At 70.9% G+C, this 21,871-nt stretch carries 22 protein-coding genes, 2 pseudogenes and 1 riboswitch; of the genes and pseudogenes, 7 read left to right on the top strand and 17 right to left on the bottom strand.

Features of this window, described 5'->3' with window-relative positions; translation table 11 throughout:
* Window positions 1-2: 2 nt before the first annotated feature.
* From gatC to ABZV31_RS16875, 3 genes are all read right to left on the bottom strand, one after another.
* Window positions 3-299: an Asp-tRNA(Asn)/Glu-tRNA(Gln) amidotransferase subunit GatC gene (gene gatC / locus ABZV31_RS16865; protein WP_006130840.1), complete on the bottom strand. Its 297-nt coding sequence runs from the start codon at window positions 297-299 to the stop codon at window positions 3-5.
* Window positions 300-402: 103 nt separating this feature from the next.
* Window positions 403-894 (bottom strand): cupin domain-containing protein, encoded by a 492-nt coding sequence (locus ABZV31_RS16870; RefSeq protein ID WP_355893968.1) that lies wholly within the window; start codon window positions 892-894, stop codon window positions 403-405.
* A gap of 128 nt (window positions 895-1,022) precedes the next feature.
* Window positions 1,023-1,391, bottom strand: coding sequence for a DUF4267 domain-containing protein (locus tag ABZV31_RS16875; protein ID WP_355893971.1), 369 nt, complete (start codon window positions 1,389-1,391; stop codon window positions 1,023-1,025).
* An 86-nt stretch (window positions 1,392-1,477) separates the two neighbouring features.
* On the opposite strand from ABZV31_RS16875, the gene ABZV31_RS16880 reads away from it, so the two are divergent.
* Complete coding sequence (locus tag ABZV31_RS16880; RefSeq protein ID WP_355893974.1) at window positions 1,478-2,065, top strand: TetR/AcrR family transcriptional regulator; 588 nt, start codon at window positions 1,478-1,480, stop codon at window positions 2,063-2,065.
* 72 nt (window positions 2,066-2,137) lie between these two features.
* On the opposite strand, the gene ABZV31_RS16885 is transcribed toward ABZV31_RS16880, so the two are convergent.
* From ABZV31_RS16885 to ABZV31_RS16905, 5 genes are all read right to left on the bottom strand, one after another.
* Window positions 2,138-4,378, bottom strand: coding sequence for a bifunctional diguanylate cyclase/phosphodiesterase (locus ABZV31_RS16885; protein WP_355893976.1), 2,241 nt, complete (start codon window positions 4,376-4,378; stop codon window positions 2,138-2,140).
* A gap of 259 nt (window positions 4,379-4,637) precedes the next feature.
* Window positions 4,638-6,830, bottom strand: coding sequence for an NAD-dependent DNA ligase LigA (ligA, locus tag ABZV31_RS16890; RefSeq protein WP_355893979.1), 2,193 nt, complete (start codon window positions 6,828-6,830; stop codon window positions 4,638-4,640).
* Window positions 6,831-6,845: 15 nt separating this feature from the next.
* Window positions 6,846-7,853: a methionine synthase gene (locus ABZV31_RS16895; RefSeq protein WP_355893982.1), complete on the bottom strand. Its 1,008-nt coding sequence runs from the start codon at window positions 7,851-7,853 to the stop codon at window positions 6,846-6,848.
* Window positions 7,854-8,166: 313 nt separating this feature from the next.
* Window positions 8,167-8,865, bottom strand: coding sequence for an SDR family oxidoreductase (locus tag ABZV31_RS16900; RefSeq protein ID WP_355893985.1), 699 nt, complete (start codon window positions 8,863-8,865; stop codon window positions 8,167-8,169).
* A gap of 15 nt (window positions 8,866-8,880) precedes the next feature.
* Window positions 8,881-9,420 carry a TIGR00730 family Rossman fold protein gene (locus tag ABZV31_RS16905; protein WP_355893988.1) on the bottom strand — a complete coding sequence of 180 codons (540 nt, stop codon included), beginning with the start codon at window positions 9,418-9,420 and terminating at the stop codon, window positions 8,881-8,883.
* Window positions 9,421-9,495: 75 nt separating this feature from the next.
* Here ABZV31_RS16905 and ABZV31_RS16910 point away from each other — a divergent pair, with 75 nt between their 5' ends.
* The gene (locus ABZV31_RS16910; RefSeq protein ID WP_355893991.1) at window positions 9,496-9,819 is read left to right on the top strand and encodes a DUF427 domain-containing protein; all 324 of its coding nucleotides are present in this window, start codon (window positions 9,496-9,498) and stop codon (window positions 9,817-9,819) included.
* 78 nt (window positions 9,820-9,897) lie between these two features.
* Window positions 9,898-10,677: an alpha/beta fold hydrolase gene (locus tag ABZV31_RS16915; RefSeq protein ID WP_355894105.1), complete on the top strand. Its 780-nt coding sequence runs from the start codon at window positions 9,898-9,900 to the stop codon at window positions 10,675-10,677.
* 38 nt (window positions 10,678-10,715) lie between these two features.
* Here the strand turns inward: ABZV31_RS16915 and mnmA are convergent, their stop codons facing one another.
* Complete coding sequence (gene mnmA, locus ABZV31_RS16920; RefSeq protein WP_355893993.1) at window positions 10,716-11,840, bottom strand: tRNA 2-thiouridine(34) synthase MnmA; 1,125 nt, start codon at window positions 11,838-11,840, stop codon at window positions 10,716-10,718.
* Between the two features lie 60 nt (window positions 11,841-11,900).
* Between mnmA and ABZV31_RS16925 the strand changes: the two are divergent.
* Window positions 11,901-12,559, top strand: a pseudogene (locus ABZV31_RS16925) (N-acetylmuramoyl-L-alanine amidase).
* 108 nt (window positions 12,560-12,667) lie between these two features.
* A riboswitch (TPP riboswitch) is annotated at window positions 12,668-12,840 on the top strand.
* Between the two features lie 97 nt (window positions 12,841-12,937).
* On the opposite strand, the gene ABZV31_RS16930 reads toward ABZV31_RS16925, so the two are convergent.
* From ABZV31_RS16930 to ABZV31_RS16940, 3 genes are all read right to left on the bottom strand, one after another.
* Window positions 12,938-14,101: a cysteine desulfurase family protein gene (locus ABZV31_RS16930; RefSeq protein ID WP_355893996.1), complete on the bottom strand. Its 1,164-nt coding sequence runs from the start codon at window positions 14,099-14,101 to the stop codon at window positions 12,938-12,940.
* 139 nt (window positions 14,102-14,240) lie between these two features.
* Complete coding sequence (locus ABZV31_RS16935) at window positions 14,241-14,507, bottom strand: DUF4190 domain-containing protein (RefSeq protein ID WP_355893998.1); 267 nt, start codon at window positions 14,505-14,507, stop codon at window positions 14,241-14,243.
* Window positions 14,508-14,583: 76 nt separating this feature from the next.
* Entirely contained in the window at window positions 14,584-14,751 is a 168-nt protein-coding gene (locus ABZV31_RS16940) for a hypothetical protein (RefSeq protein WP_355894001.1), read from the bottom strand.
* Window positions 14,752-14,906: 155 nt separating this feature from the next.
* On the opposite strand from ABZV31_RS16940, the gene ABZV31_RS16945 reads away from it, so the two are divergent.
* On the top strand, window positions 14,907-15,533 hold the full coding sequence (locus tag ABZV31_RS16945) for a TetR family transcriptional regulator (RefSeq protein WP_355894004.1): 627 nt from the start codon (window positions 14,907-14,909) through the stop codon (window positions 15,531-15,533).
* Between the two features lie 118 nt (window positions 15,534-15,651).
* Here ABZV31_RS16945 and ABZV31_RS16950 read toward each other — a convergent pair.
* Window positions 15,652-16,607: pseudogene (locus ABZV31_RS16950) on the bottom strand (YafY family protein).
* Between the two features lie 102 nt (window positions 16,608-16,709).
* Here ABZV31_RS16950 and ABZV31_RS16955 point away from each other — a divergent pair.
* Window positions 16,710-17,300, top strand: coding sequence for a TIGR03086 family metal-binding protein (locus ABZV31_RS16955; RefSeq protein WP_355894007.1), 591 nt, complete (start codon window positions 16,710-16,712; stop codon window positions 17,298-17,300).
* On the opposite strand, the gene ABZV31_RS16960 is transcribed toward ABZV31_RS16955, so the two are convergent.
* A complete protein-coding gene (locus tag ABZV31_RS16960; protein ID WP_355894010.1) occupies window positions 17,287-18,147 on the bottom strand; it encodes a thioesterase family protein in 861 nt (286 codons plus the stop codon). The two genes, ABZV31_RS16955 and ABZV31_RS16960, sit on opposite strands and share 14 nt — an antisense overlap.
* A gap of 153 nt (window positions 18,148-18,300) precedes the next feature.
* Here ABZV31_RS16960 and ABZV31_RS16965 point away from each other — a divergent pair, with 153 nt between their 5' ends.
* Window positions 18,301-19,536, top strand: coding sequence for an alpha/beta hydrolase-fold protein (locus ABZV31_RS16965; RefSeq protein WP_355894011.1), 1,236 nt, complete (start codon window positions 18,301-18,303; stop codon window positions 19,534-19,536).
* Here the strand turns inward: ABZV31_RS16965 and ABZV31_RS16970 are convergent.
* The 3 genes from ABZV31_RS16970 to ABZV31_RS16980 all read right to left on the bottom strand — a co-directional run.
* Entirely contained in the window at window positions 19,445-20,101 is a 657-nt protein-coding gene (locus ABZV31_RS16970; protein ID WP_355894014.1) for a trimeric intracellular cation channel family protein, read from the bottom strand. The two genes, ABZV31_RS16965 and ABZV31_RS16970, sit on opposite strands and share 92 nt — an antisense overlap.
* 46 nt (window positions 20,102-20,147) lie before the next feature.
* On the bottom strand, window positions 20,148-21,539 hold the full coding sequence (locus ABZV31_RS16975; protein WP_355894016.1) for a M1 family metallopeptidase: 1,392 nt from the start codon (window positions 21,537-21,539) through the stop codon (window positions 20,148-20,150).
* 105 nt (window positions 21,540-21,644) lie between these two features.
* The coding region (locus ABZV31_RS16980) for a hypothetical protein (protein ID WP_355894020.1) at window positions 21,645-21,871 on the bottom strand (227 nt) is incomplete at its 5' end.

Raw genomic sequence — 21,871 nt, forward strand, 5'->3', positions numbered from 1 at the left:
TGTTACTCCTCACCCAGGATCTGCGGCACCTTGAAACGCTGCTGCTCCTGGGCCGGGGCGCCGGAGAGCGCCTGCTCGGGGGTGAGCGAGGGACGGACCTCGTCCGCACGCATGACGTTCGTCAGGGGCAGCGGGTGGGAGGTCGGCGGTACGTCTTGGTCGGCGACCTCACTGACGCGGGCCACCGCGCCGATGATGTCGTCCAGCTGGCCTGCGAAGTGGTCGAGCTCTTCGGGCTTCAGCTCCAGACGCGCCAGCCGGGCGAGGTGGGCGACCTCCTCGCGCGTGATGCCAGGCATGCAGCGATCCTCTGGGGTGAGTGTGTGTGGTTTGGACCCAATCCTATGGGGCGGGGCCCGGTGCCCGTGAAACGGTTTCCCCGGGGCCCGCAGGCCACGTCGCTCAGCGGCGCCCGTCCCAGGCCTCGCTGCGCAGGAAGTGGTTGTCGTACAGCTCCTGCACCTCCAGCAGGCTCTCCGGGGTGACCTCGCCGAGGCGGATGCGCTGGAGGTGGCGGAAGTACTCGAAGCGTTCGACGCCGGGGGTGATGACGATGAGGAGGTCGGCAGCGGTCCCCGGAGCGGCGGCGAAGGCATGCGGCCTGCCCGGCGGGACGACGACGAGGTCGCCGCGCTCGGCGGTGACGACGTCGTCGCCGGAGAGGAGCTCGGCGGCGCCGTCGAGGATGAAGAACATCTCGGCGGAGTTGTTGTGGAGGTGCGGGCGGGCGCCGTCGGCACCCTCGGTGAGGGTGACGCGCACGGTGGACAGCGCCCCGCCGGTCGCGCTGCTGTCGGCCAGCAGCTTCACCGTGGTGGGCGCACGGCCGACCACCTCGGCCTCGGCATCGCGGACGATCACGGACTCGTCGAACTTCGGCACGAACAGAGACATTTCTTGGGCCCCTTGTGTCGCTACGGACGTGATCAGGCATGTCCGTACGAACGTGATCGGACGTGTCTGTACGAACGTGATCGGACGTGTCTATACGGACGTGATCGGACGTGTCCATACGGACGTGATCAGACGGCGAAGAGCAGTCCGGCACTGATCAGCACAACGACTGCGGTGGCGAAGTGAATCCCGAACGCCACGGCCTTCGTGCCGCCGTGGCGCAGCACGATCAGGGCGTCGAACAGCGGGATCACCGCCACGCAGAGCATGAACCAGGCTTCGGCCTCGGCGCCGACGAACGCGAGCAGGGCCAGGCCCAGGAGACCGAAGGTGCCGTCCCTCAGTCCTTTGATCGTGAGGTAGGCGGCGTCCCCGTCCGGCTTGGCGGGCACGCCGTAGCCGGCCGCGGAGGGGCGGGGCTGGAGCAGGAACCGGGCCCCGATGAACAGGACGAACAGGTCGAGCACGACGGCCAGGGTGTACGCGGTGGTGGTCACGCCCATGTCCTTGCTAGCAGCGCTAGGGATGAGAGCGAAGCTAGCAGAGCGCCGACAGAAACACTAGCACTGCTAGAATCCCAGCCATGTCGATTCAGACGCGCCGGGAGCGCGAACGGGCGGAGCGGCAACGGCTGATCGTCACCGCCGCGCGGGAACTGGCGGAGGCCGAGGGCTGGGACGCGGTCACCACGCGGCGGCTGGCCGCCGAGATCGAGTACAGCCAGCCCGTCCTCTACAGCCACTTCAAGGGCAAGGACGCGATCATGGCCGCGGTCGCGGTGCAGGGTTTCGCGGAGATGGCGGCCGAACTGCGGACGGCGCGCACGGCGGCCAACGGCGCCCGGGAGGCGCTGGCGGCGGTGGGCGAGGCGTACACCGCCTTCGCGCAGCGGCGGCCCGCGCTGTACGACGCGATGTTCACGCACACCGTCGACCTGCCGTTCGCCACGCCGGAGGCTCCGCCGGCCCTGCAGGAGGCGTTCGGCGAGCTGCTGCAGGCCGTCGAGCCGGTCGCGGCCGAGGGGGACGACCCGGGGCTGCTGACGGAGACGTACTGGGCCGGGCTGCACGGCCTGGTGACCCTGATGCGCAGCGGCCGCCTACCGGCCAAGGCGCACGAGCGTCGGCTGGCGCTGCTGATCAGTCACTTCGTGCCGGAGAAGGTGAACTGAACAGACCGCCGCCAACGGCGGGCAACCCCCACGGGAGAGGCCTGCCCCGGGCCGAACTGGCGGGCGGGAAAGTCACTCGTCGGCAGCCGCCGCAGGCAACGCGGCCGCGGGGCGCTGCCACCCGCGGGACCCCCGCGCCCGCAGCCACGCCGTCGTCTCCTCGGGGGGCATCGCGGCCGCGACCAGCCAGCCCTGGACGGCGTCACAGCCGAGGTCGCGCAGGCGTTCCCAGGTCTCGTCGTCCTCGACGCCCTCGGCGACGACGAGCAGGCCGAGGGAGTGTGCGAGGTCGACCGTGCAGCGCACGATCTCGGCGTCCTCCGTGTCCACCACCAGCCGGGCCACGAACGAGCGGTCGATCTTCAGCTCGCTCACCGGCAGCCGACGCAGGTGCACCAGGGAGGAGTAGCCGGTGCCGAAGTCGTCCAGCGACATCTTCACGCCGTGTCCGGTCAGGGCGTGCAGGGTGTCGGCGGCGCGCTGCGGGTCCTCCAGCAGGACGTGCTCCGTTATCTCCAGCTGGAGCGCTCCCGCCGGGACGCCGTGCCGGGCCAGGCGGGCGGCCACCGAACCGGCGAAGCCGGGGGTGTGGACGTCGCGCGGGGAGACGTTGACCGCCACCGGTACGTACAGGCCCTGGGCCCGCCACTCGGCGACCTGCCCGAGGGCGGTCTCCAGCACGTACTCCGTCAGATGGGGCATCAGCCCCGAGGACTCGGCGATCGCTATGAACTCGTCCGGCGGCACCTTGCCGCGCTCGGGATGCACCCAGCGGACCAGCGCCTCGAGGCCGACGACCTGTCCGTCGAAGCGGACCTTCGGCTGGTAGTGCAGCTCGACCTCGTGGGCGTCGAGGGCCCGGCGCAGATCCCCCAGCAGGCCGAGCCGGTCGGGTGTGTTCGAGTCCCGCTTGGACTCGTAGACCTCCACCCCCGTGCGGTCCCGCTTCGCCTGGTACATCGCCACGTCCGCCCGGCGCAGCATGCCCTCGGCGTCAAGGGCGTGGTCGGGGAAGACGGCGACACCGGCGCTGGCCTCCAGGACGAGGGTGAGCCCGTCGAGGTCGAGGGGGGAGCTGAGGGCGGCCACCAGGCCGCGGGCGACGCGGGTCGCGGACGTCGTGGAGTCGGCGACCGGCAGTAACACGGCGAACTCGTCACCGCCCAGCCGCGCGGCCTCCGCCCCGCGCGGCAGCGCCAGCCGCAGCCGGTCGGCTATCTGGAGCAGCAGCCGGTCCCCGGCGAGATGGCCGAGCGTGTCGTTGACCGAACGGAACCGGTCGAGGTCGATCAGCATGAGGGCGGCACGTGCGCCGATGCGCTCGGCGTCGTCCAGGGCGGTCCAGATGCGCTCCAGGAGCCACTGCCGGTTGGGCAGCCCGGTCAGCGGGTCGCGCAGCTGCTCCTCGGCGCGGGCGCGGGCTATCCACAGGGTGGAGTCGAGGGCGATGAGCGGGATGGAGAACAGCGGCAGCAGGATGGGGTTGGCGACGGCGACCACGCACACCAGCGGGGCGATGCCCAGCAGCGCGACCGCGACCAGGCCCTGTCGGGCCAGGGCGGTGCAGGCGACGGTGGGCAGGCCGCCGGTGCGCGGGGCGTGCAGGTACCACAGCAGGGTGCGGGTGACCGCGAGGTAGGCGGCCGCGGCCAGCATCACCTGGGGCACGGTGTAGGCGGTCCAACTGCCGGGGTTCCAGGGCTGCTCGACCGTCGGTACGCGGCCGAAGGCGCCCAGCACCAGGGCGCCGGCGCCGATGCCGAGGATGTCCACCGCGCCGTGCAGCACGCCCTGCCGCCAGCGGTGGCGCCGGGCTATGCCGACCAGGACGACGACGGTGAGGCTGACCATGCCGGCGGGCACCCAGCCGTAGAGCATGAGGACGGCGAGGGTGAGGGCGGCACCCGAGCCAGTGCCGCCCCACCGGCAGGCGCGGCCGAGCATGACCAGGTGTCCGACGATGATGCCGGTGAGCACGGCCAGGGACCAGCCGACCGTGCCGGACGGGAAGAGCGCGTGGTGGCCGGTGAACGCCCGGTAGAAGCCGGCGCCCAGGGCGAACACCGCAGCCGCGACGAGCGTCGCGGGCAGCACGGGCCGAGACAGGTGCCGTTCGGACTCGGCGCCCGCCAGTCCGGGGGCGCGTTCGGTGGTCAACTGTGCGGAGGCGCGGCCCTCCGCCACGGTGTACTGTCCAACGGCGCGCCCCTCCGGGCCCGGACGCACCGAAGTCCGGCCCCGGCACCACCCCCGCCATGCGCCGGTCATCCGGCGCAGCCGTGAGTGCGCGACAGCGCTCTCGGTCGGTTCCATTCCCGTCCCTCTCACAGCCGGCGGTGCCCACGCCCCGCGGCCCGTTGCCCGACAACCATCAACGGCACCGCGTTGGAAAACCCTTCCACGTACTCATCAAGAGCACGGGGATGCCCCGACCGCAGCTGGGCACGGCAGGCGCACACCTCAACAGTAGGCCGCAGAAGGCTTTCACGGGCAGCGGTCGTCGACGGTTGCCCGAATGCGCCCCGGCCGCCCGTATGCATCTGGTATGCGCCGAACGGGTGGCCTTCAACCGCTACTCGCCGGTCGGAAGCGCGACTTCGGCCGCCGCGTCCGGGCCCTGTTCCAGCAGGACGTTGAAGCCCTCCTCGTTCAGAACAGGCACTTTGAGCTGCATCGCCTTGTCGTATTTCGACCCAGGATTGTCACCCACAACAACGAAGGACGTCTTCTTCGAAACCGAACCGGTCACCTTCGCACCCCGGCTCTGCAGCGCCTCCTTGGCGCCGTCGCGCGTGAAGTGTTCGAGCGTGCCGGTGACCACGACGGTCAGCCCCTCGAGCGGGCGCGGGCCTTCGTCCTCGCCGGAGCCCTCCTCCTCCATGCGGACGCCCGCGGCCTTCCACTTGCGGATGATCTCCTGGTGCCACTCCTCGGCGAACCACTCCTTGAGGGAGGCGGCGATGATCGGGCCTACGCCGTCGGTGTTCGCCAACTCCTCCTCACTGGCCTGCTCGATGCGGTCGATGGAACGGAACTCGCGGGCCAGCGCCTCGGCGGCGACCGGCCCGACGTGACGGATCGACAGGCCGGTGAGGATACGGGCGAGCGGGCGCTGCTTGGCGGCTGCGATGTTCTCCAGCATGGCAAGCGCGTTCTTCTTGGGCTCGCCCTGCTGGTTGGCGAAGACCCTGACGACCTTCTCCTCACCGGTCTTCGGGTCGCGCTTGGGCAGACCGCTGTCCTGGTCGAGGACGTAGGCCTTGATGGGCAGCAACTGCTCGACGGTGAGGTCGAACAGGTCGCCCTCGTCCTTCAGCGGCGGCTCCTCGGGCTCCAGCGGCTTGGTGAGGGCGGCCGCGGCGACGTACCCGAAGTGCTCGATGTCCAGCGCCTTGCGACCCGCGAGATAGAAGAGGCGTTCGCGCAACTGGGCAGGACACGTACGGGCGTTCGGGCAGCGGAGGTCGACGTCGCCCTCCTTCATCGGCCTGAGCGGCGTACCGCACTCGGGGCACTCGGACGGCATCACGAACTCGCGCTCGCTGCCGTCACGCAGGTCGACGACCGGGCCGAGGATCTCCGGGATGACGTCACCCGCCTTGCGCAGCACCACCGTGTCGCCGATGAGGACGCCCTTGGCCTTGACGACGTCCTGGTTGTGCAGCGTGGCGAACTCGACCTCCGAGCCCGCGACCGTGACCGGTTCGACCTGGGCGTACGGCGTGACCCGGCCCGTACGGCCCACGCCCACGCGGATGTTGACGAGCTTGGTGTTGACCTCTTCCGGCGCGTACTTGTAGGCGATCGCCCAGCGCGGGGCGCGCGAGGTGGAGCCGAGGCGGCCCTGGAGCGGGATCTCGTCGACCTTGACGACGACGCCGTCGATCTCGTGCTCCACGGAGTGGCGGTTCTCGCCGTAGTAGGCGATGAACTCGCGGACGCCGTCGAGGTCGTCGACCACCTTGGTGTGCCGGGAGGTGGGCAGGCCCCAGGTCTTCAGCAGGTCGTAGGCCTGGGAGAGGCGGGTGAGGCCCTCGAAGCCCTCCAGGGCGCCGATGCCGTGGACCACCATGTGCAGGGGGCGGGTGGCGGTGACGCGCGGGTCCTTCTGGCGCAGCGAACCGGCCGCTGCGTTGCGCGGGTTGGCGAAGGGCTTGTCGCCGGCCGCGACCAGGCGGGCGTTGAGCTCCTCGAACTTCTCCATCGGGAAGTAGACCTCGCCGCGGACCTCCACGAGGTCCGGGACGCGGTCGCCCTTCAGGCGGTCCGGAATCTCCGCGATCGTCCGGACATTGGGGGTGATGTCCTCGCCGGTGCGGCCGTCGCCGCGGGTGGCCGCGCGGGTGAGGCGGCCACGCTCGTAGGTGAGGTTGACGGCGAGGCCGTCGACCTTCAGCTCGCACAGGAAGTGGTACTCCTGGTCGCCCAGTTCTCTGGCGACACGGTCGGCCCAGGCGGCGAGATCGTCGTCGTTGAAGGTGTTGTCCAGGGAGAGCATGCGCTGGCGGTGCTCGACCTCCGTGAACTCCGTCTCGTACGACCCCGCGACCTTCTGGGTCGGCGAGTCGGGCGTGCGCAGCTCCGGGTACTCCTCCTCCAACGCCTCCAGGGAGCGCAGGAGCTGGTCGAACTGGGCGTCGCTGATGACGGGAGCGTCCTTCACGTAGTACCGGAAGCGGTGCTCCTCGACCTGCTCCGCCAGCCGCGCGTGCTTCTCCCGTGCCTCGGCGGGCACCGTCGTCTCCGCTTGCTTGTCGCCGGCCACCGTGTTGTCCTCCCGTTACTCTGGGTTGTCCGCGAGGGATCTCGCCGCCCGGACGCAGTGGGCGAGCGCCTGGCGTGCGTACGCGGGGGAAGCGCCCGCGAGTCCGCATGCCGAGGTGATGGTGACCGCCTCCGCGAGAAGCCCCGGTTGCAGCCCCAGCCTGCGCCACAGCGTCCTGACACCCATGACGCTACCGGCAGGGTCTGACAATGGGCCGTCCGCGGTCGGGACGACACCGGCGAAGAGCCGGGTGCCTCCTTCCACGGCTTCTCCGATCGCGTCGTCGTCACGCTCGGTGAGGAGCGAGAGGTCGAGGGAGATCGCCGCCGCGCCCGCGCGGCGCAGGAGGGCGATCGGGACGTCCGGTGCGCACGAGTGGACCACGACGGGACCTCGGGCGTGAACCCCGAGGACGTCCCGGAGCGTGGCCTCGACGACCTGCCGGTCGACGGCCCGGTGGGTGCGGTAGCCGCTGGCGGTCTTCACCTGGCCGCGCAGGACGGCGGTGAGGGAGGGCTCGTCGAGCTGCAGGACGAGCTGCGCGCCGGGGACGCGACGCTGCACCTCGGCGAGATGGAGCCGCAGCCCCTCGGCGAGCGATGCGGCCAGGTCCCGGCAGGCGCCGGGATCGGAGAGGGCGGCCTCGCCGTTCTTCAGTTCCAGGTGGGCGGCGAGGGTCCAGGGGCCGACGGCCTGCACCTTCAACGGGCCCTCGTATCCCTGCGTGAACTCCTCCAGCGCGTCCAGGTCCTCCCCGAGCCACGACCGCGCCCGATGGGTGTCCCGCCCCGGCCGGTCCCCGATCCGCCACCCGCTGGGCTCCACGCGCGCGTACAGCTCGACCAGCATCCCCGCGGTCCGCCCGACCATGTCGGCCCCGGGCCCGCGGGCAGGCAGCTCGGGCAGGAAGGGGAAGTCCTCGAAGGTGTCGGTGACGGTCTTGGCCGCCTCCCGGGCGTCGCCGCCCGGCATCGACCCGACGCCGGTGGCGGCACCGAACCTGAACTCGCTGTTTTCAGTCACCCCCGAAGCGTATGCCGCCGGCGGTGGGGCCGATTCAGGGTGCCTGTGCCCGTTCCGGGGTGCCCGGTGCCGCTGCGGCCGTCCCCGGGGGCTGCCGCCCCCGGATCCCCGCTTCGGCCTGAACGGCCTCGTCCTCAAACGCCGGACGGGCTGGGATGCCGCCGACCAAAGCCGAAGAGGCACCGCTTCCCGCTCCGGCTCCGCGGCGGGTGGGTGGGGGCCCGGGATGGCTGTCCTCGTCCCTGAACACCGGGCCGGCCGAGTGCCGCCGGTCCGCGCTGAGCAGCGACCGTCGGCGCCGCGGAAGCCCCTGTCACCGCCCCGGTCGCACCGTCAGTTCGTTGACCTCCGCGTCCCTCGGGAGGTCCAGGGCCATCAGGATCGTCGTCGCGACCGACTCGGGGTTGATCCACTTCCCGGGGTCGTATTCCTTGCCCTCCTGCTGGTGGACCTTCGCCTGCATGGGGCTCGCCGTGCGGCCGGGGTAGACCGAGGTGACGCGGATGCCGTTGGCGTGTTCCTCGTGGCGGAGGGAGTCGGCGAGGGCCTTCAGACCGTGCTTCGACGCCGCGTACGCGGACCAGTCGGCGTGGGCGTTCAGGCCGGCGCCCGAGTTCACGAACACCACGTGGCCGCGTGACGCGCGCAGCTGGGGCAGGAAGTGGCGGGTCAGCTCGGCGGGGGCGATCAGGTTGACGTTGAGCTGCTGGTGCCAGGCCTTGGGGGTCAGCTCGCCGACCGGGCCCAGGTCGACCACGCCCGCGATGTGAAGGAGGGAGTCCACCCGGTCGGGAAGCGTCTGGTGCGAGAAGGCCCAGCTCAGCCGGTCCGGGTCAGCCAGGTCGCCGACCAGCGTCCGGGCGCCGGGGAACTCGGCCGCCAGCTCCTTCGCCCTTCCCGCATCACGCGCGTGCAGCACGAGGTCGTCCCCGCGCGCGTGCAGGCGGCGGGCCACGGCCGCGCCGATGCCGGAACCCGCCCCGGTGATCACATGTGTAGCCATGCCCGCCATGCTCGCACCACCGCCTCAGCGGCCGCCGAGCGACTCCTCCAGGTAGGTCATCGCGCTCGCCGGCTCCTCGGCGAAGAACACCAGGTCGCTCAGCGGCCGCGGCAGGAACCCCTCGGCCTCCATGCGGCGGAACTGCTCCTCGAGGCCGTCGTAGAAGCCGGCCGTGTTCAGCAGCACGACCGGCTTGTCCGTCCGGCCGTGCTTCTTCAGCTCCAGGATCTCGGTGGCCTCGTCGAGCGTTCCGGTGCCGCCCACCATGATCACCACCGCGTCGGCCTTCTCCAGCAGGAGCTTCTTGCGTTCGGCGAGGTCCCGCGCGATCACCATCTCGTCGGCGCCCGGCCGGGCCTTGGCCGAGAGGAAGTCGACCGAGACGCCGACGAGCCGGCCGCCCGCCTCCTGCACGCCGTCGGCGACCACCTTCATCAGCCCGACGTCGGAACCTCCCCACACCAGGCTGTGCCCGCCCTTGCCGATCAGCTTGGCGAAGTCCCGCGCGGGGCGCGTGTAGCGGTCGTCGAGGTCGGCGGCGGAGAGGAAGACGCAGATGTTCATGCGCCCACCGTACGCGGGAGGGGAAGCATGTGCCGTACACGGGAAGAACCCCGCCCCCGCGGACGCTATGCAGGTATGACTCAAGGACACACGATCACCATCGAGCACGGCACGCAGCGCGTACGGGTCGTCCACGGCGACCAGGTCCTCGCGGAGAGCGACCGGCCCCTCGTGCTGCGCGAGACCGGCTGCCCGGTGCGCTACTACCTCCCCGCCGAGGACGTACGCCTCGACCTCCTCACTCCCTCCGACACGCACACCTACTGCCCCTTCAAGGGGACGGCGTCGTACTGGTCCGTGCCGGGCGCGGCGGACCTCGTCTGGGCGTATCCGGATCCCAAGCCCGATGTCGCCGAGATCAAGGACCACCTCTGCTTCTACGAAGCAGAAGCGTGGTGACCGACTGGGTGTCACGCCGCCGACCGACTTCCGGCGCCTCCCGGATGAGTTCCGTCTCCCGTGGCAGTCTTCACAGACATGGACAAGAAGACCATCTCGCGTGACGGCACCTCCATCGCCTACCACCGCACCGGACAGGGCCCGGTGGTCGTCCTCGTCAGCGGCGCGATGTCGACGGGGGCCACGGTGGCGCCGCTGGCGGCTGCCCTTTCGGACCGCTTCAGCGCCGTCGTGTACGACCGCCGGGGCCGCGGCGAGAGCGGGGACACGGCGCCGTACGCGGTGCAGCGCGAGGTCGAGGACCTCGCGGCGGTGATCGAGGCGGTGGGCGGCGAGGCGGCGCTCTACGGCACCTCGTCGGGCGGCGCGCTGGCACTGCACGCGGCGGCAAGCGGGCTGCCGGTCCGTCAAGTGGCCGTCTACGAGCCGCCGTTCGCCCTGTACGAGGGCGGCGCCGAGGAGCGCGCGCAGTACACCGGCAACCTGACCAAGGCGCTCGCGGAGGACCGGCGCGGGGACGCGGTCGAGCTGTTCCTCCGGCTCACCGGCCTGGCTCCGGAGATGATCGCCAACGCCCGCCAGTCCCCCATGTGGGCCGGCATGGAGGCGATCGCACCCACGCTCGCGTACGACAACGCCGTGATGGGCGACGGCCTGGTCCCCCGCGACCGGCTGGCCACGATCACGGTGCCGGTCCTGGCCCTTGCGGGCGGCGCGAGCCCGGACTGGATGCGTGAGGCGGCCCAGCAGATCGTGCAGAGCGTGCCCCAGGGGACGCACCGAACCCTGGAGGGCCAGACCCACGCGGTGGAGCCGCAGGTCCTGGCGCCGGTGCTGGCGGAGTTCTTCGGCGTGTAGCTCCGGCGGTTACGCGGCCCCGGCCTGCGGGGTTCCGGTCACGCCACCCCGGCCGTCGCCCGGACCGTCGACGCGATGGTCGCCGAGCCCACCACGCGCGTGCCGTCGTACAGGACGATCGCCTGTCCGGGGGCGACGCCGCGGACCGGCTCGGTGAAGGTCACCCGGAGCTCGCCGTCGACGAGTTCGGCGGTGACCTCGGTCTCGCCGCCGTGGGCGCGCAGCTGGGCGGTGTAGGTGCCGGGGCCGGTCGGGGCGGTGCCGCACCAGCGCGGCTTGATCGCCGTGAGCCCGCTGACGTCCAGGGCGGACGCTGGTCCGACCATCACGGTGTTCGTCACCGGGGAGATGTCCAGGACGTAGCGCGGCTTGCCGTCGGGGGCCGGGGTGGCGATCCTGAGGCCCTTGCGCTGGCCGATGGTGAAGCCGTACGCGCCCTCGTGCGTGCCCAGCTTGGTGCCGGACTCGTCGACGATGTCGCCCTCGGCCTTGCCGAGCCGCCGGGCGAGGAAGCCCTGGGTGTCGCCGTCGGCGATGAAGCAGATGTCGTGCGAGTCCGGCTTCTTGGCGACGGCGAGTCCGCGGCGCTCGGCCTCCGCGCGGATCTCGTCCTTGGTGGTGACCGTGTCGCCGAGCGGGAACATCGCGTGCGCCAGCTGCTTCTCGTCGAGCACACCGAGGACGTACGACTGGTCCTTGGCCATGTCGGAGGCGCGGTGCAGCTCGCGCGTGCCGTCGGGCAGCGTGACGATCTTCGCGTAGTGGCCGGTGCAGACCGCGTCGAAGCCGAGGGCCAGCGCCTTGTCCAGGAGCGCGGCGAACTTGATCTTCTCGTTGCAGCGCAGGCACGGGTTCGGGGTGCGGCCGGCCTCGTACTCGGCGACGAAGTCCTCGACGACGTCCTCATGGAAGCGGTCGGCGAGGTCCCAGACGTAGAACGGGATGCCGATGACATCCGCGGCGCGGCGGGCGTCGCGCGAGTCCTCGATGGTGCAACAGCCGCGCGCGCCCGTGCGGAACGACTGCGGGTTCGCGGAGAGTGCGAGGTGGACGCCGGTCACGTCGTGGCCGGCTTCCGCGGCGCGCGCGGCGGCGACGGCGGAGTCGACTCCGCCCGACATGGCGGCGAGGACGCGGAGGGGGCGCTGCGGGGTGTCAGTCATAGCTCTTCCAGAGTACGGGGCCGCGGGAACCGGGGCGGCCGCATATCCGTTGAAAATCGCATGGGGGCGACGAAGGACGACACGGGGCGGCGGCCGGCGCGGCGGGCGGTGCTCATCGGCGGGGCGGTGGCGGCCGTGGGCGGGGCCGCGCTGCCCGGGACGAACTGTCCCGGCTGTGGTGGCGGCTGCCGGGTGTGGAGAAGCCGCGGGTGGCGGGCGCGGTGGACTTCCGGGGCGCGCGGTGGGTGGCGGCCTCCCCGGCGAACTACCGGCGGGCGGACCGCCCGGACGACTACTCCATCGACCGGGTCGTCATCCATGTCACGCAGGGCAGCTACGCAACCGCGGTGAAGGTCTTCCAGGACCCGGGGCACGGGGCCGCCGCGCACTACACCGTCCGCCGGGACGGGCACGTCACACAGCTGATCCGCGAGCTGGACGTGGCCTTCCACGCGGGCAACCGGGCCTACAACGAGCGGAGCGTCGGCATCGAGCACGAGGGCTTCGTCGAGCGGTCCTCGTCCTTCACGGACGCGATGTACGCCGCCTCGGCGCGGCTGACGGCCCGGATCTGCGGGCGGTACGGCATACCCGTCGACCGGCAGCACATCATCGGCCACGTGGAGGTGCCGGGGACGGATCACACGGATCCGGGGCCGCACTGGGACTGGGACCGCTACCCACGGTCGGTGCGGCAGGCGCGCACGGCGAAGGCATAGTCGGCCGGGAGCGGACCGGAACAGGCCAGCCCGCGAGAATTAAAGAAAAAAATCATGCTTCAGACCCTTATGCCCGACTACATCAGGTCTATAGTGATAACAGACCTACGGGACGAGTGAGGGAGTCCGACCGGAGTAGCCGACTTTGGCGTGAGGCTTAGACCTCCGCCAGGGCCGACATCGACGGTGGGGCTGAGAGGCCGAAAAGTCGAAAGACTGGACAGCGACCCCTAGTACCTGATCCGGGCAATGCCGGCGAAGGGAACCCGTCTCGTAGGTCGTTTGCGTCTGTACTGGCTCTGTACTGGCTCTGTACTGGCTCTGTACTGGCTCTGTACAGGCGGAGGACTCTTTACAGGCTGAGGCCCGCCGCCTGTCCTAGCTGAGGCCCGCCGCGCGGGCGCGTTCCACCGCGGGGCCGATGGCCTTGGCGACCGCTTCCACGTCCGCCTCCGTAGAGGTGTGGCCGAAGGAGAAGCGGAGGGTGCCGCGGGCCAGGTCCGGGTCGGTGCCGGTGGCCAGAAGGACGTGGCTGGGCTGCGCGACGCCCGCGGTGCAGGCGGAGCCGGTCGAGCACTCGATGCCCTGGGCGTCCAGCAGGAGCAGCAGGGAGTCGCCCTCGCAGCCGGGGAAGGTGAAGTGGGCGTTGGCCGGGAGACGGTCCACCGGGTCACCGCCCAGGATCGCGTCCGGCACCGCCGCGCGGACCGCGGCGATCAGGTCGTCGCGCAGGGCGCCGATCTCGCGGGCGAACCACTCGCGCTGCTCGGCGGCCAGACGGCCGGCCACCGCGAAGGACGCGATCGCGGGGACGTCGAGGGTGCCGGAGCGGACGTGGCGCTCCTGGCCGCCGCCGTGCAGGACGGGTATCGGGGTGTACTCGCGGCCGAGGATCAGGGCGCCGATGCCGTACGGGCCGCCGATCTTGTGTCCGGAGACCGTCATCGCGGCGAGGCCGGAGGCGGCGAAGTCGACCGGGACCTGGCCGAAGGCCTGGACTGCGTCGGCGTGCAGGGGGATGCCGAACTCCCCCGCCACCTCCGCCAGTTCACGGACCGGCAGCACCGTGCCGATCTCGTTGTTCGCCCACATGACGGTGGCCAGGGCGACGTCGTCGGGGTTGCGGGCGATGGCCTCGCGCAGGGCCTCGGGGTGGACGCGGCCGTAGGTGTCGACCGGGAGGTACTCGACGGTGGCGCCCTCGTGTTCGCCGAGCCAGTGGACGGCGTCGAGGACCGCGTGGTGCTCGACGGGGCTGGCGAGGACGCGGGTACGGGCCGGGTCGGCGTCACGCCGGGACCAGTACAGGCCCTTCACGGCGAGGTTGTCGGCCTCGGTGCCGCCGGAGGTGAAGACGACCTCGCTGGGGCGGGCGCCGAGGGCTTCGGCGAGGGTTTCGCGGGACTCCTCGACCGTGCGGCGGGCCCTACGGCCGGATGCATGGAGGGAGGAGGCGTTGCCGGTGACGCTCAGCTGGGCGGTCAGCGCCTCTGCCGCCTCCGGGAGCATCGGGGTGGTCGCGGCGTGGTCGAGGTAAGCCATGGTGAGCCCGATTCTACGGGGCGCGTGTGGCCGACCTCGGCCGAGTCTCGGCCGGGGTTGCCATTGCGGGCGGGATTGCGGGCGGGGGTGTGCGCCCCGTCGTCCTCGGGGCCGCAACCGTGGATTGCCCTCGGCCTGCTCAGAAACTCCACGACACCGTGCTGTCCGCCTGCATGAAGGCGAGCAGGACCACGAGGTCGGCGACTCCGAGGGCCAGGCCCAGGTATGCGCGGCCACGGCGGGTCGTGCCGCGCCACAGGGCCGCGCCGGCCAGGGCGATGGCGATGGGGCCAAGGAAGACGTTCAGGACGAGGAGGCCGAGCAGGCCGAGGACGAAGGACGCGACGGCCATGCCGTCGGCGTCGCGTGTACCGGTGCGGCGAGTGGCCGGTGCGGTGAGTTGCATGGTGGGTCAGCTCCCGACGGTCGGACGGACGAGACGGTCAGAGGGACAACGGCGAGACGGTCAGAGGGACAGCGGGTCAGTTGGCCGACGTACCGCGCCGGCGGCCATGGCGCTCGCGGAGCGCGAAGACGACGAGCCAGGCGGCGATCACGACGGCGGCGACGACGGTGAAGCCCAGCGGTGCATGGGCCACGGTGCCCATGACCACACCGAGCAGCAGAAGTGCGGCGACGAGGAACAGCATGGGATCAGATCCCCCTCCAAGGTGCTTCCGAGGGGCTTTTGGATCGCCCCTCGTGAAGTTTTGGTGAACGGATGTAGTTACAGTTGTTCACTGACTTCCGAGTCTAGCGTGTCCAGGGCTTTGAAATTCAAGAGAACAGTTGTTAACTGCATGGCATGAGTCACACCCTCGGCATCCGGCAGGCCCAGAAGCAGAAGACCCGAAAGGCGCTCCTGGACGCGGCGTTGGGGCTGCTGGAGGAGCAGAGCCTGAGCAGCCTGGGCCTGCGCGAGGTCACGCGCGCCGTCGGCGTCGCCCCGACCGCCTTCTACCGGCACTTCCGCTCCACGGCGGACCTCGGCGTGGCCCTGGTCGAGGAAGCCCTGGGCAGCCTGCACCCGATGATCCGGACGACGGTGTCCACGGCGGACGACAGCGAGGAACGCATCACGCGCGCCATCGAACTGATCGCCCGTCATGTGGACGCGTACCCCGCCCACGTCCGTTTCATCGCCCGTGAGCGACATGGCGGGGTCCAGCCGGTGCGGGAGGCCATCCGGGAGCAACTGGTCCGGTTCGCCCGGGAGGTGAAGGACGAGCTGGCGAAGGACCCGGAGTCCGAGGGCTGGAGCGACGACGACCTGCTCATGCTCGCCCACCTGTACGTCGACCAGATGCTGATCACCGCCTCGCTCTTCCTGGAGGCGCTGGACGCCCCGGAGGAGGAGCGGGAGCACGTGACCCAGGTCGCGACCCGGCAGCTGCGGCTGATCAGCATCGGCCGCCGGCACTGGCTGGACTGAGCCCGAGCCGGCAGCTTCGGGCTTCCTCGGGCTCACTCTGTCCCCGGCCTGCGCGTCGGGCAAAGCGGATCCCAAGAGGCCCCGCCGACCAGGGATTACACCTGCCGTCCTCGCCTGCTCACTGGTACAGCTCCGTGATTGAGGCGGCCGCCGCCCTGAGTTCTTCGCGCACCTCGGGCGGGGAGAGCACCTCCACCTGATCGGTGAACGAGAGCAGTTGGCGGGCCTCGCGGACGAAGCCGTACGACAGCCGGGCGGTCACCCACTCGCTCTCGCCGTCGTCGTCGGGGAGTTCGACGAGCGACGAGGCGTTCAGGCGCAGGAACATGTCGAGGCGGTCCCGCCGCACCCGTACGGTGACGTCCAGTCCGCCGGGCCGTTCCTCGACCTGGCGGCGCAACACCTCCCAGGCGTCGGCGAGTTCGACGCCGGGCCGACGCCGCACGGGGTCGTCCAGGAGCCGGGCCGAGTGCACCCGGTCGGCGCGGAAGAGCTGCGGTTTCGCGCGCCGGTCGGCGACCAGGTACCAGACGCCCGCCTTGGACACGAGACCGTAGGGGTCGACCGTGTACGTCCGCGTCTGCCGCTCCCCGCTGTGCCGGTAACGCAGCTTCAGGCGCCGGTCGGCGAACACCGCGTCCTGCAGGACGTCGAGGTCGACGGCCTTTAGCGGTCCGCCCTTCCAGCGCGTGGCGTCGACCAGGACACGGCGGCTGGTCGCCTCCGCGGCCGGCCGGTGCGGTGCCGGCAGCGCGGCCATCACCTTGCGCAGCGCCGAGCCGAGCGCCGCGTCCAGGCCGAGCGCGGCGTGCGCGCCCTGCGCGGCCAGGACGAACAGGGCGCGGGACTCGTCGGCGGTCAGGCCGGTGACGTCCGTACGGAATCCGGCGAGCAGCTCGATGCCGCCGTGCCGCCCGCGCTCGGCGTACACGGGGACACCGGAGGCCGACAGGGCCTCGATGTCGCGGTAGATGGTGCGCACCGACACCTCGAGCCGTTCGGCGAGTTCGTGCGCGGGCACGCGACCCGGGTCTGCAGGAGCAGCAGGATCGACAGCAGGCGGTCGGACTTCACGCCGCCAGAATCGCGCCGCGTGCGGTCCGGGGCAAATGTTGACGGAAACTGTCACGTTATGCGGGGATCCTCGGGCCGTACCGACTCACGGAGAGGCGACTCATGGACACCATCGACCCCCGCCCGCTGTACACCCGCGCCACCGAGCAGGCGGCGGCGCTCATCAAGACCGTACGGCCCGAGCAGCTGGCCGGGCCCACTCCCTGTACCGAGTTCGACGTGCGCACCCTGCTGAGCCACGTCGTCGGTGGCACCGTGCGCATCGCGGTCGTCGGCGAGGGCGGCGACGGACTCGCCGTACGGCCGTTCGCCGACGGCGTCGAGGACGACGGCTGGGTGGCGGCCTACGACGAGGTCCGTACGCGGGTCCTCAAGGCCTGGGCGGGCGACGAGCGCCTGGCGGCGACGGTCCGCGTGCCGTGGGGCGCGGTCATCCCCGGGCGCGCCGCCCTGTCCGGATATGTCATGGAGCTGGTGACGCACACCTGGGACCTGAACGAGGCGCTCGGCCGCCCCCTCGAACTCGACCCCGAACTCGCCGAGTTCGCTCTCACCACCGCCCGCCGTGTCCTGCCCGACCCGCAGCGCGACGCGGACACACCCTTCGACGCGGCCCGCCCCGCGCCCGAAGGGGCGGGCGTCCACGAGGAGTTGGCGGCCTGGCTGGGTCGCAGGCCGCTCAGCAGAGCCTGACCCGTGCCAGCTGCCGGGACTGCGCCACCAGCCGGTCGGCGCTGTCCCACACCTCGGCGTCCTCCTCCAGGAAGCCGCCGGCGAGGTTGCGCGTGGTGATGGAGACGCGCAGCGGGCCCGGGGCCGGCCGGGAGCGGACGTGCACGGTCAGCTCGACCGTCGGCACCCAGCCGCTCAGGCCGAGCTCGAAGGCGGTGGGGGGCAACGCGTCCACGGCGAGCAGCAGGGAGAGGGGGTCGGCGTCGCGGCCGTCGGCGAGGCCGAACCAGGCCCGCATCTCCCCCTTGCCGGAGGGCGAGCCGAGCGCCCAGCCCAGGGTGGCCGGGTCCAGCTTGAGCATCAGGCGGTCGGCGATGGCCGAGCTGCCGGGGACGGGAGCCGGACCGTCCTCGGGCCCGAAGCACTGGTCCATCGGCGGGATCGCGGGCGGCTTCGCCGTGGTGCGGACGTCGTCGGGCAGCGCGTCCAGGTCGCCGTACGAGGCCAGGACGCGGATGCGTTCGACCTCGCGGCCCTCCTCGTCGTACTGGAAGAGGGAGGCCTGGCCGGTGGAGAGGGTGCGGCCGGTGCGGACGACGTCCGTGCGGACCACGGCCGGCCCGGGCTGGGACGCGGTCAGGTAGTGCGCCGAGATCGTGAACGGATGCGGGTGCGGCAGGGCGTCCGCGAGGGCGCGGCCGAGCACGGCCAGCAGATAGCCGCCGTTGACGGCGTTGATGATCGTCCAGCCGGCGGAGAGGTCAATGTCGTAGACGCCGGGTGCGCGCAGGGTGACCGCGGTGTCACGGTCGAACTCGCTGTCGCCGATCGTGGCCCGCACGGCCGGTACGGAAGCTGCTTCTGGCATGCGTGAACCGTACAACAGGAAACTACTAAGCGGTAGCTTTGGCTGGTGTGATCATGTGACACGCGTCGCTTCATGGGTGAGGCTCCGGCAATTTCTCGGTAAGTGTCCGTACTCGTCCGTAACCCGAGGCCCTCTTTTTCCCTCTATGGGGACATGAGCCTCACCGGGACTCCGTTCCTGTACACGACCATCGCGCTGGCCGTCGTCGCCCTGGTGCTGCCCTTCGTGCTGTGGACGCGCCTGAAGGGCCCCAGGGTGCTGCGCAACGCCGTCCGGGCGCTGATGCTGCTGTTCGCCCAGACCACGGCCGTCACCCTGGTCTTCGTGCTGGTCAACAACGCCAACAACCTGTACGACAACTGGTCCGACCTGCTCGGCACGGGCAACCACGTGCAGCAGGCCGCCGACCTGGGCGCCGACGGCACGGGCGGGATCGCCTACCGCAAGCTGCCCAAGGTGCGGCAGACGTTCACCCAGGCCGACGGCCCCGGGATGCACGCGGCCGGCGGGGTCAAGGTCACCCAGCTCAAGGGCCGGGTCTCGGGCGTGAACGCCGAGGTCTACGTCTGGCTGCCGCCGCAGTACGACGAGCCCGCCTACCGCACCAAGAAGTTCCCCGTCGTCGAGCTGCTGTCCGGCTACCCGGGCTCGGCGAAGGCCTGGTTCGGCTCCCTGAAGGTGCACAAGCAGCTGCTGCCGCTGATGAAGAGCGGCCGGGTCGCGCCGTTCATCCTGGTCGCCCCGCGCACCAACCTCATCGCCAAGATCGACACGGGCTGCGCCAACATCCCGGGCACCGTGAACGCGGACTCCTGGCTGAGCATCGACGTACCGAAGATGATCACGGACAACTTCCGCGCCGAGTCCGCGCCGAACGGCTGGGCGACCGCCGGCTACTCGGCCGGGGCGCACTGCGCGACCAAGCTCGCGGTCGCGCACCCCGACCGCTACCGGGCCGCGGTGAGCCTCTCCGGCTACAACGACCCCATAGGTGAACGCAATTCACTCGCCGCCCAGAGCATCGAGCTGCGCCGGGCGAACAACCCGTACGTCCTGTTGAAGAAGTACCGCACGCCGCCCCGGATAGCGCTCTACCTCTCCGGCGAGTCCGGCGACGGGTACCAGGCCGGCGTCGCCCTGGAGCAGATCGCGAAGCCGCCGACGACCGTGCGCGTGGTCTTCCTGCCGCGCAACTCGGGCCCCCACAGCATGGCTCTGTGGCGGCCGCAGGTGCCGACGGTGTTCCGCTGGCTGACGGTGGAGCTGGGGCAGAACTCCGCCCACCACACCCGGACGTCTACTCCTCCCGTACCGTCGACCGCCGGTTCCACGCACGCGGCGCTCGCCAGTGGAACCTCATCGCAAGCAGGCGCAGGACGAAAGCGGTGACCACCGCGAGCCCGCTCGTGAAGGGGGTCAGCGCGTCGTAGCGGATGCACAGCACCACCATGGTGGCGCCGACCATCGCCGGGACCGCGTACAGATCGCGGTCCCAGCGCAGCAGCGAGGGCACCTCGTTGGCGAGCACGTCCCGCAGCACACCGCCGCCCACGGCGGTGGCCAGACCCAGGGCCGCCGACGCGGTGAGGCCGAGCCCGTAGTCGTACGCCTTCGTCGTGCCGGCGACGCAGAACAGGCCGAGGCCGGCCGCGTCGAAGACGTTGACCGCGACCTGGATGCGCTCCACGTGCGGGTGCAGGAAGAAGACCAGGAGCGCGGCGAGCAGCGGGGTGATGAAGTACCCGAGGTCCGTGAAGGCGGACGGTGGTACGGCCCCGATGACCAGGTCGCGGAACAGCCCTCCGCCCAGCGCGGTGGCCTCGGCGAGGACGGCGATGCCGAAGACGTCGAAGTTCTTGCGGACGGCCAGCAGCGCGCCGGAGATGGCGAACACGAAGATGCCGACCAGGTCGAGCGTGTGCTGGACGGAGGGGTTGAACAGTTGCTCAAGCACCCCACATTCTTACTCAGAATCGGCTGCCGACCTTACGATGCAAGGTTCAGAGGGCGGGTTTCCCTGTCGTGAAGAGCCACTCCTGGAAAAGGTCGCCGAGCTTTCGCCCGGACACCTTTTCCGCGAGCCGGACGAAGTCGGCCGTGTTCGCGTTGCCGTAGCGGTGCAGCCTCGTCCAGGCGGGCAGCAGCCGGAAGAAGGCCGCGTCGCCGATGCGCTCGCGCAGCGCCTGGAGCGTCATCGCGCCCCGCTGGTAGACGGCGGAGGCGAACATGGTGTCGCGCTGCGGGTCGGCCACCTTGATCTGCCAGAAGGCGCTGTCGGCCGGCCGGGCGTCGTACGCCGCGCGGAAGGAGTCGTGCGCCGAGCGGGTGCCCTGGTGCTCGGCCCACAGCCACTGGGCGTAGGTGGCGAAGCCCTCGTTGAGCCAGATGTCCTTCCAGCGCTCCACCGACACCGAGTCGCCGAACCACTGGTGGGCCAGCTCGTGCACGATCGTCGTCTCGTTGCGCACGGCCGAGTAGGCGGGCTTGGACTGCACCTCCAGCGAGAACCCGGCCTCGGGCATGTCGTCGACGATCGCGCCGGTCTCCTCGAACGGGTACGGCCCGAAGACCTGCGACCAGTAGTCGGTGGCCGCGGCGGTGACGGCGTAGACGTCGACGCTGTTGCTGTTCACCAGCTTCGGGTCGATGGCGACATAGATCGGGATGCCGCCCGGCGTCCTGCCGGTCTTCACGTCGAACTTCCCGATGGTGGCGGTCGCGAGGTACGTCGCCATGGGCCTCGTCTCGCGCCAGTGGGTGTACGTCGAGCCGCCCCTGTCGTACGTCGAGACCAGCCGGCCGTTGGAGACGCCGGTCAGGCCCTTGGGCGCCTTGATCCGGATGTCGTAGGTGGCCTTGTCGGAGGGGTGGTCGCTGGACGGGAACCAGGTGGAGGCGGCGTTGGGCTCGCAGGCGACGAAGACACCGTCACCGGTCTTCATCCAGCCGTAGTTCGAGCCGAACACGATGGGGCCGCCGAGGGGTTCGGGTATGCCGCCGTAGGTGACGGTGACCGTGAAGGTCCTGCCCTTGCGCAGGGCGTCGCGCGGGGTGATGCGCAGTTCGTCGCCGTCGCGGGTGAACCGGGCGCGTCTGCCGTTCACGTCGACCTGGGTGACCTCCAGTTTCTGCAGGTCCAGATCGAAGGAGGACAGGGTCCGAGTGGCGCGGGCCGTCAGCATCGCCCGGCCGTCGAGGCGGTCGGTGTCCGGGTTGTAGGCGATGTCGAGGGCGTAGTGGCGGGCGTCGAAGCCGCCGTTGCCCAGCTGCGGGAAGTAGGGGTCGCCGATGCCGTCCGCGCCGGGGGTGGGGGCGGAGGAGGCGGCGATGACGAGGAAGGAGGCCGCCGCGGTGGCGAGGGATCCTAAACGTGCCGAACGGGAGAGTGCCATGGAGTCTTCCCTTCGAGCGTGCGTCGATCAGCGGATCGCACGGACAGGGTCGACTCTGCGCTCTCCCGTTCGGTCATGCGCATGACTTTGCCAACTTGTCATGCCTTACTTGTCGGTTGACTCCTGACGCTCGGTGTCCGAGTCGTCGGAGGTGGTTGCCCCGGACGCGGCCTCGGCCGGTTCCTCGGAAGAAGCCTCGGCGGCGTCCGACGACTCCTCGGCATCCGAAGACCGGGAGGCGTCCGACGACTCCTCGGCATCCGAAGACCGGGAGGCGTCCGACGACTCCTCGGCATCCGAAGACCGGGAGGCGTCCGACGACTCCTCGGCAT

The organism is Streptomyces sp. NPDC005202 (genome assembly GCF_040608235.1).
Classification (GTDB): Bacteria; Actinomycetota; Actinomycetes; order Streptomycetales; family Streptomycetaceae; genus Streptomyces.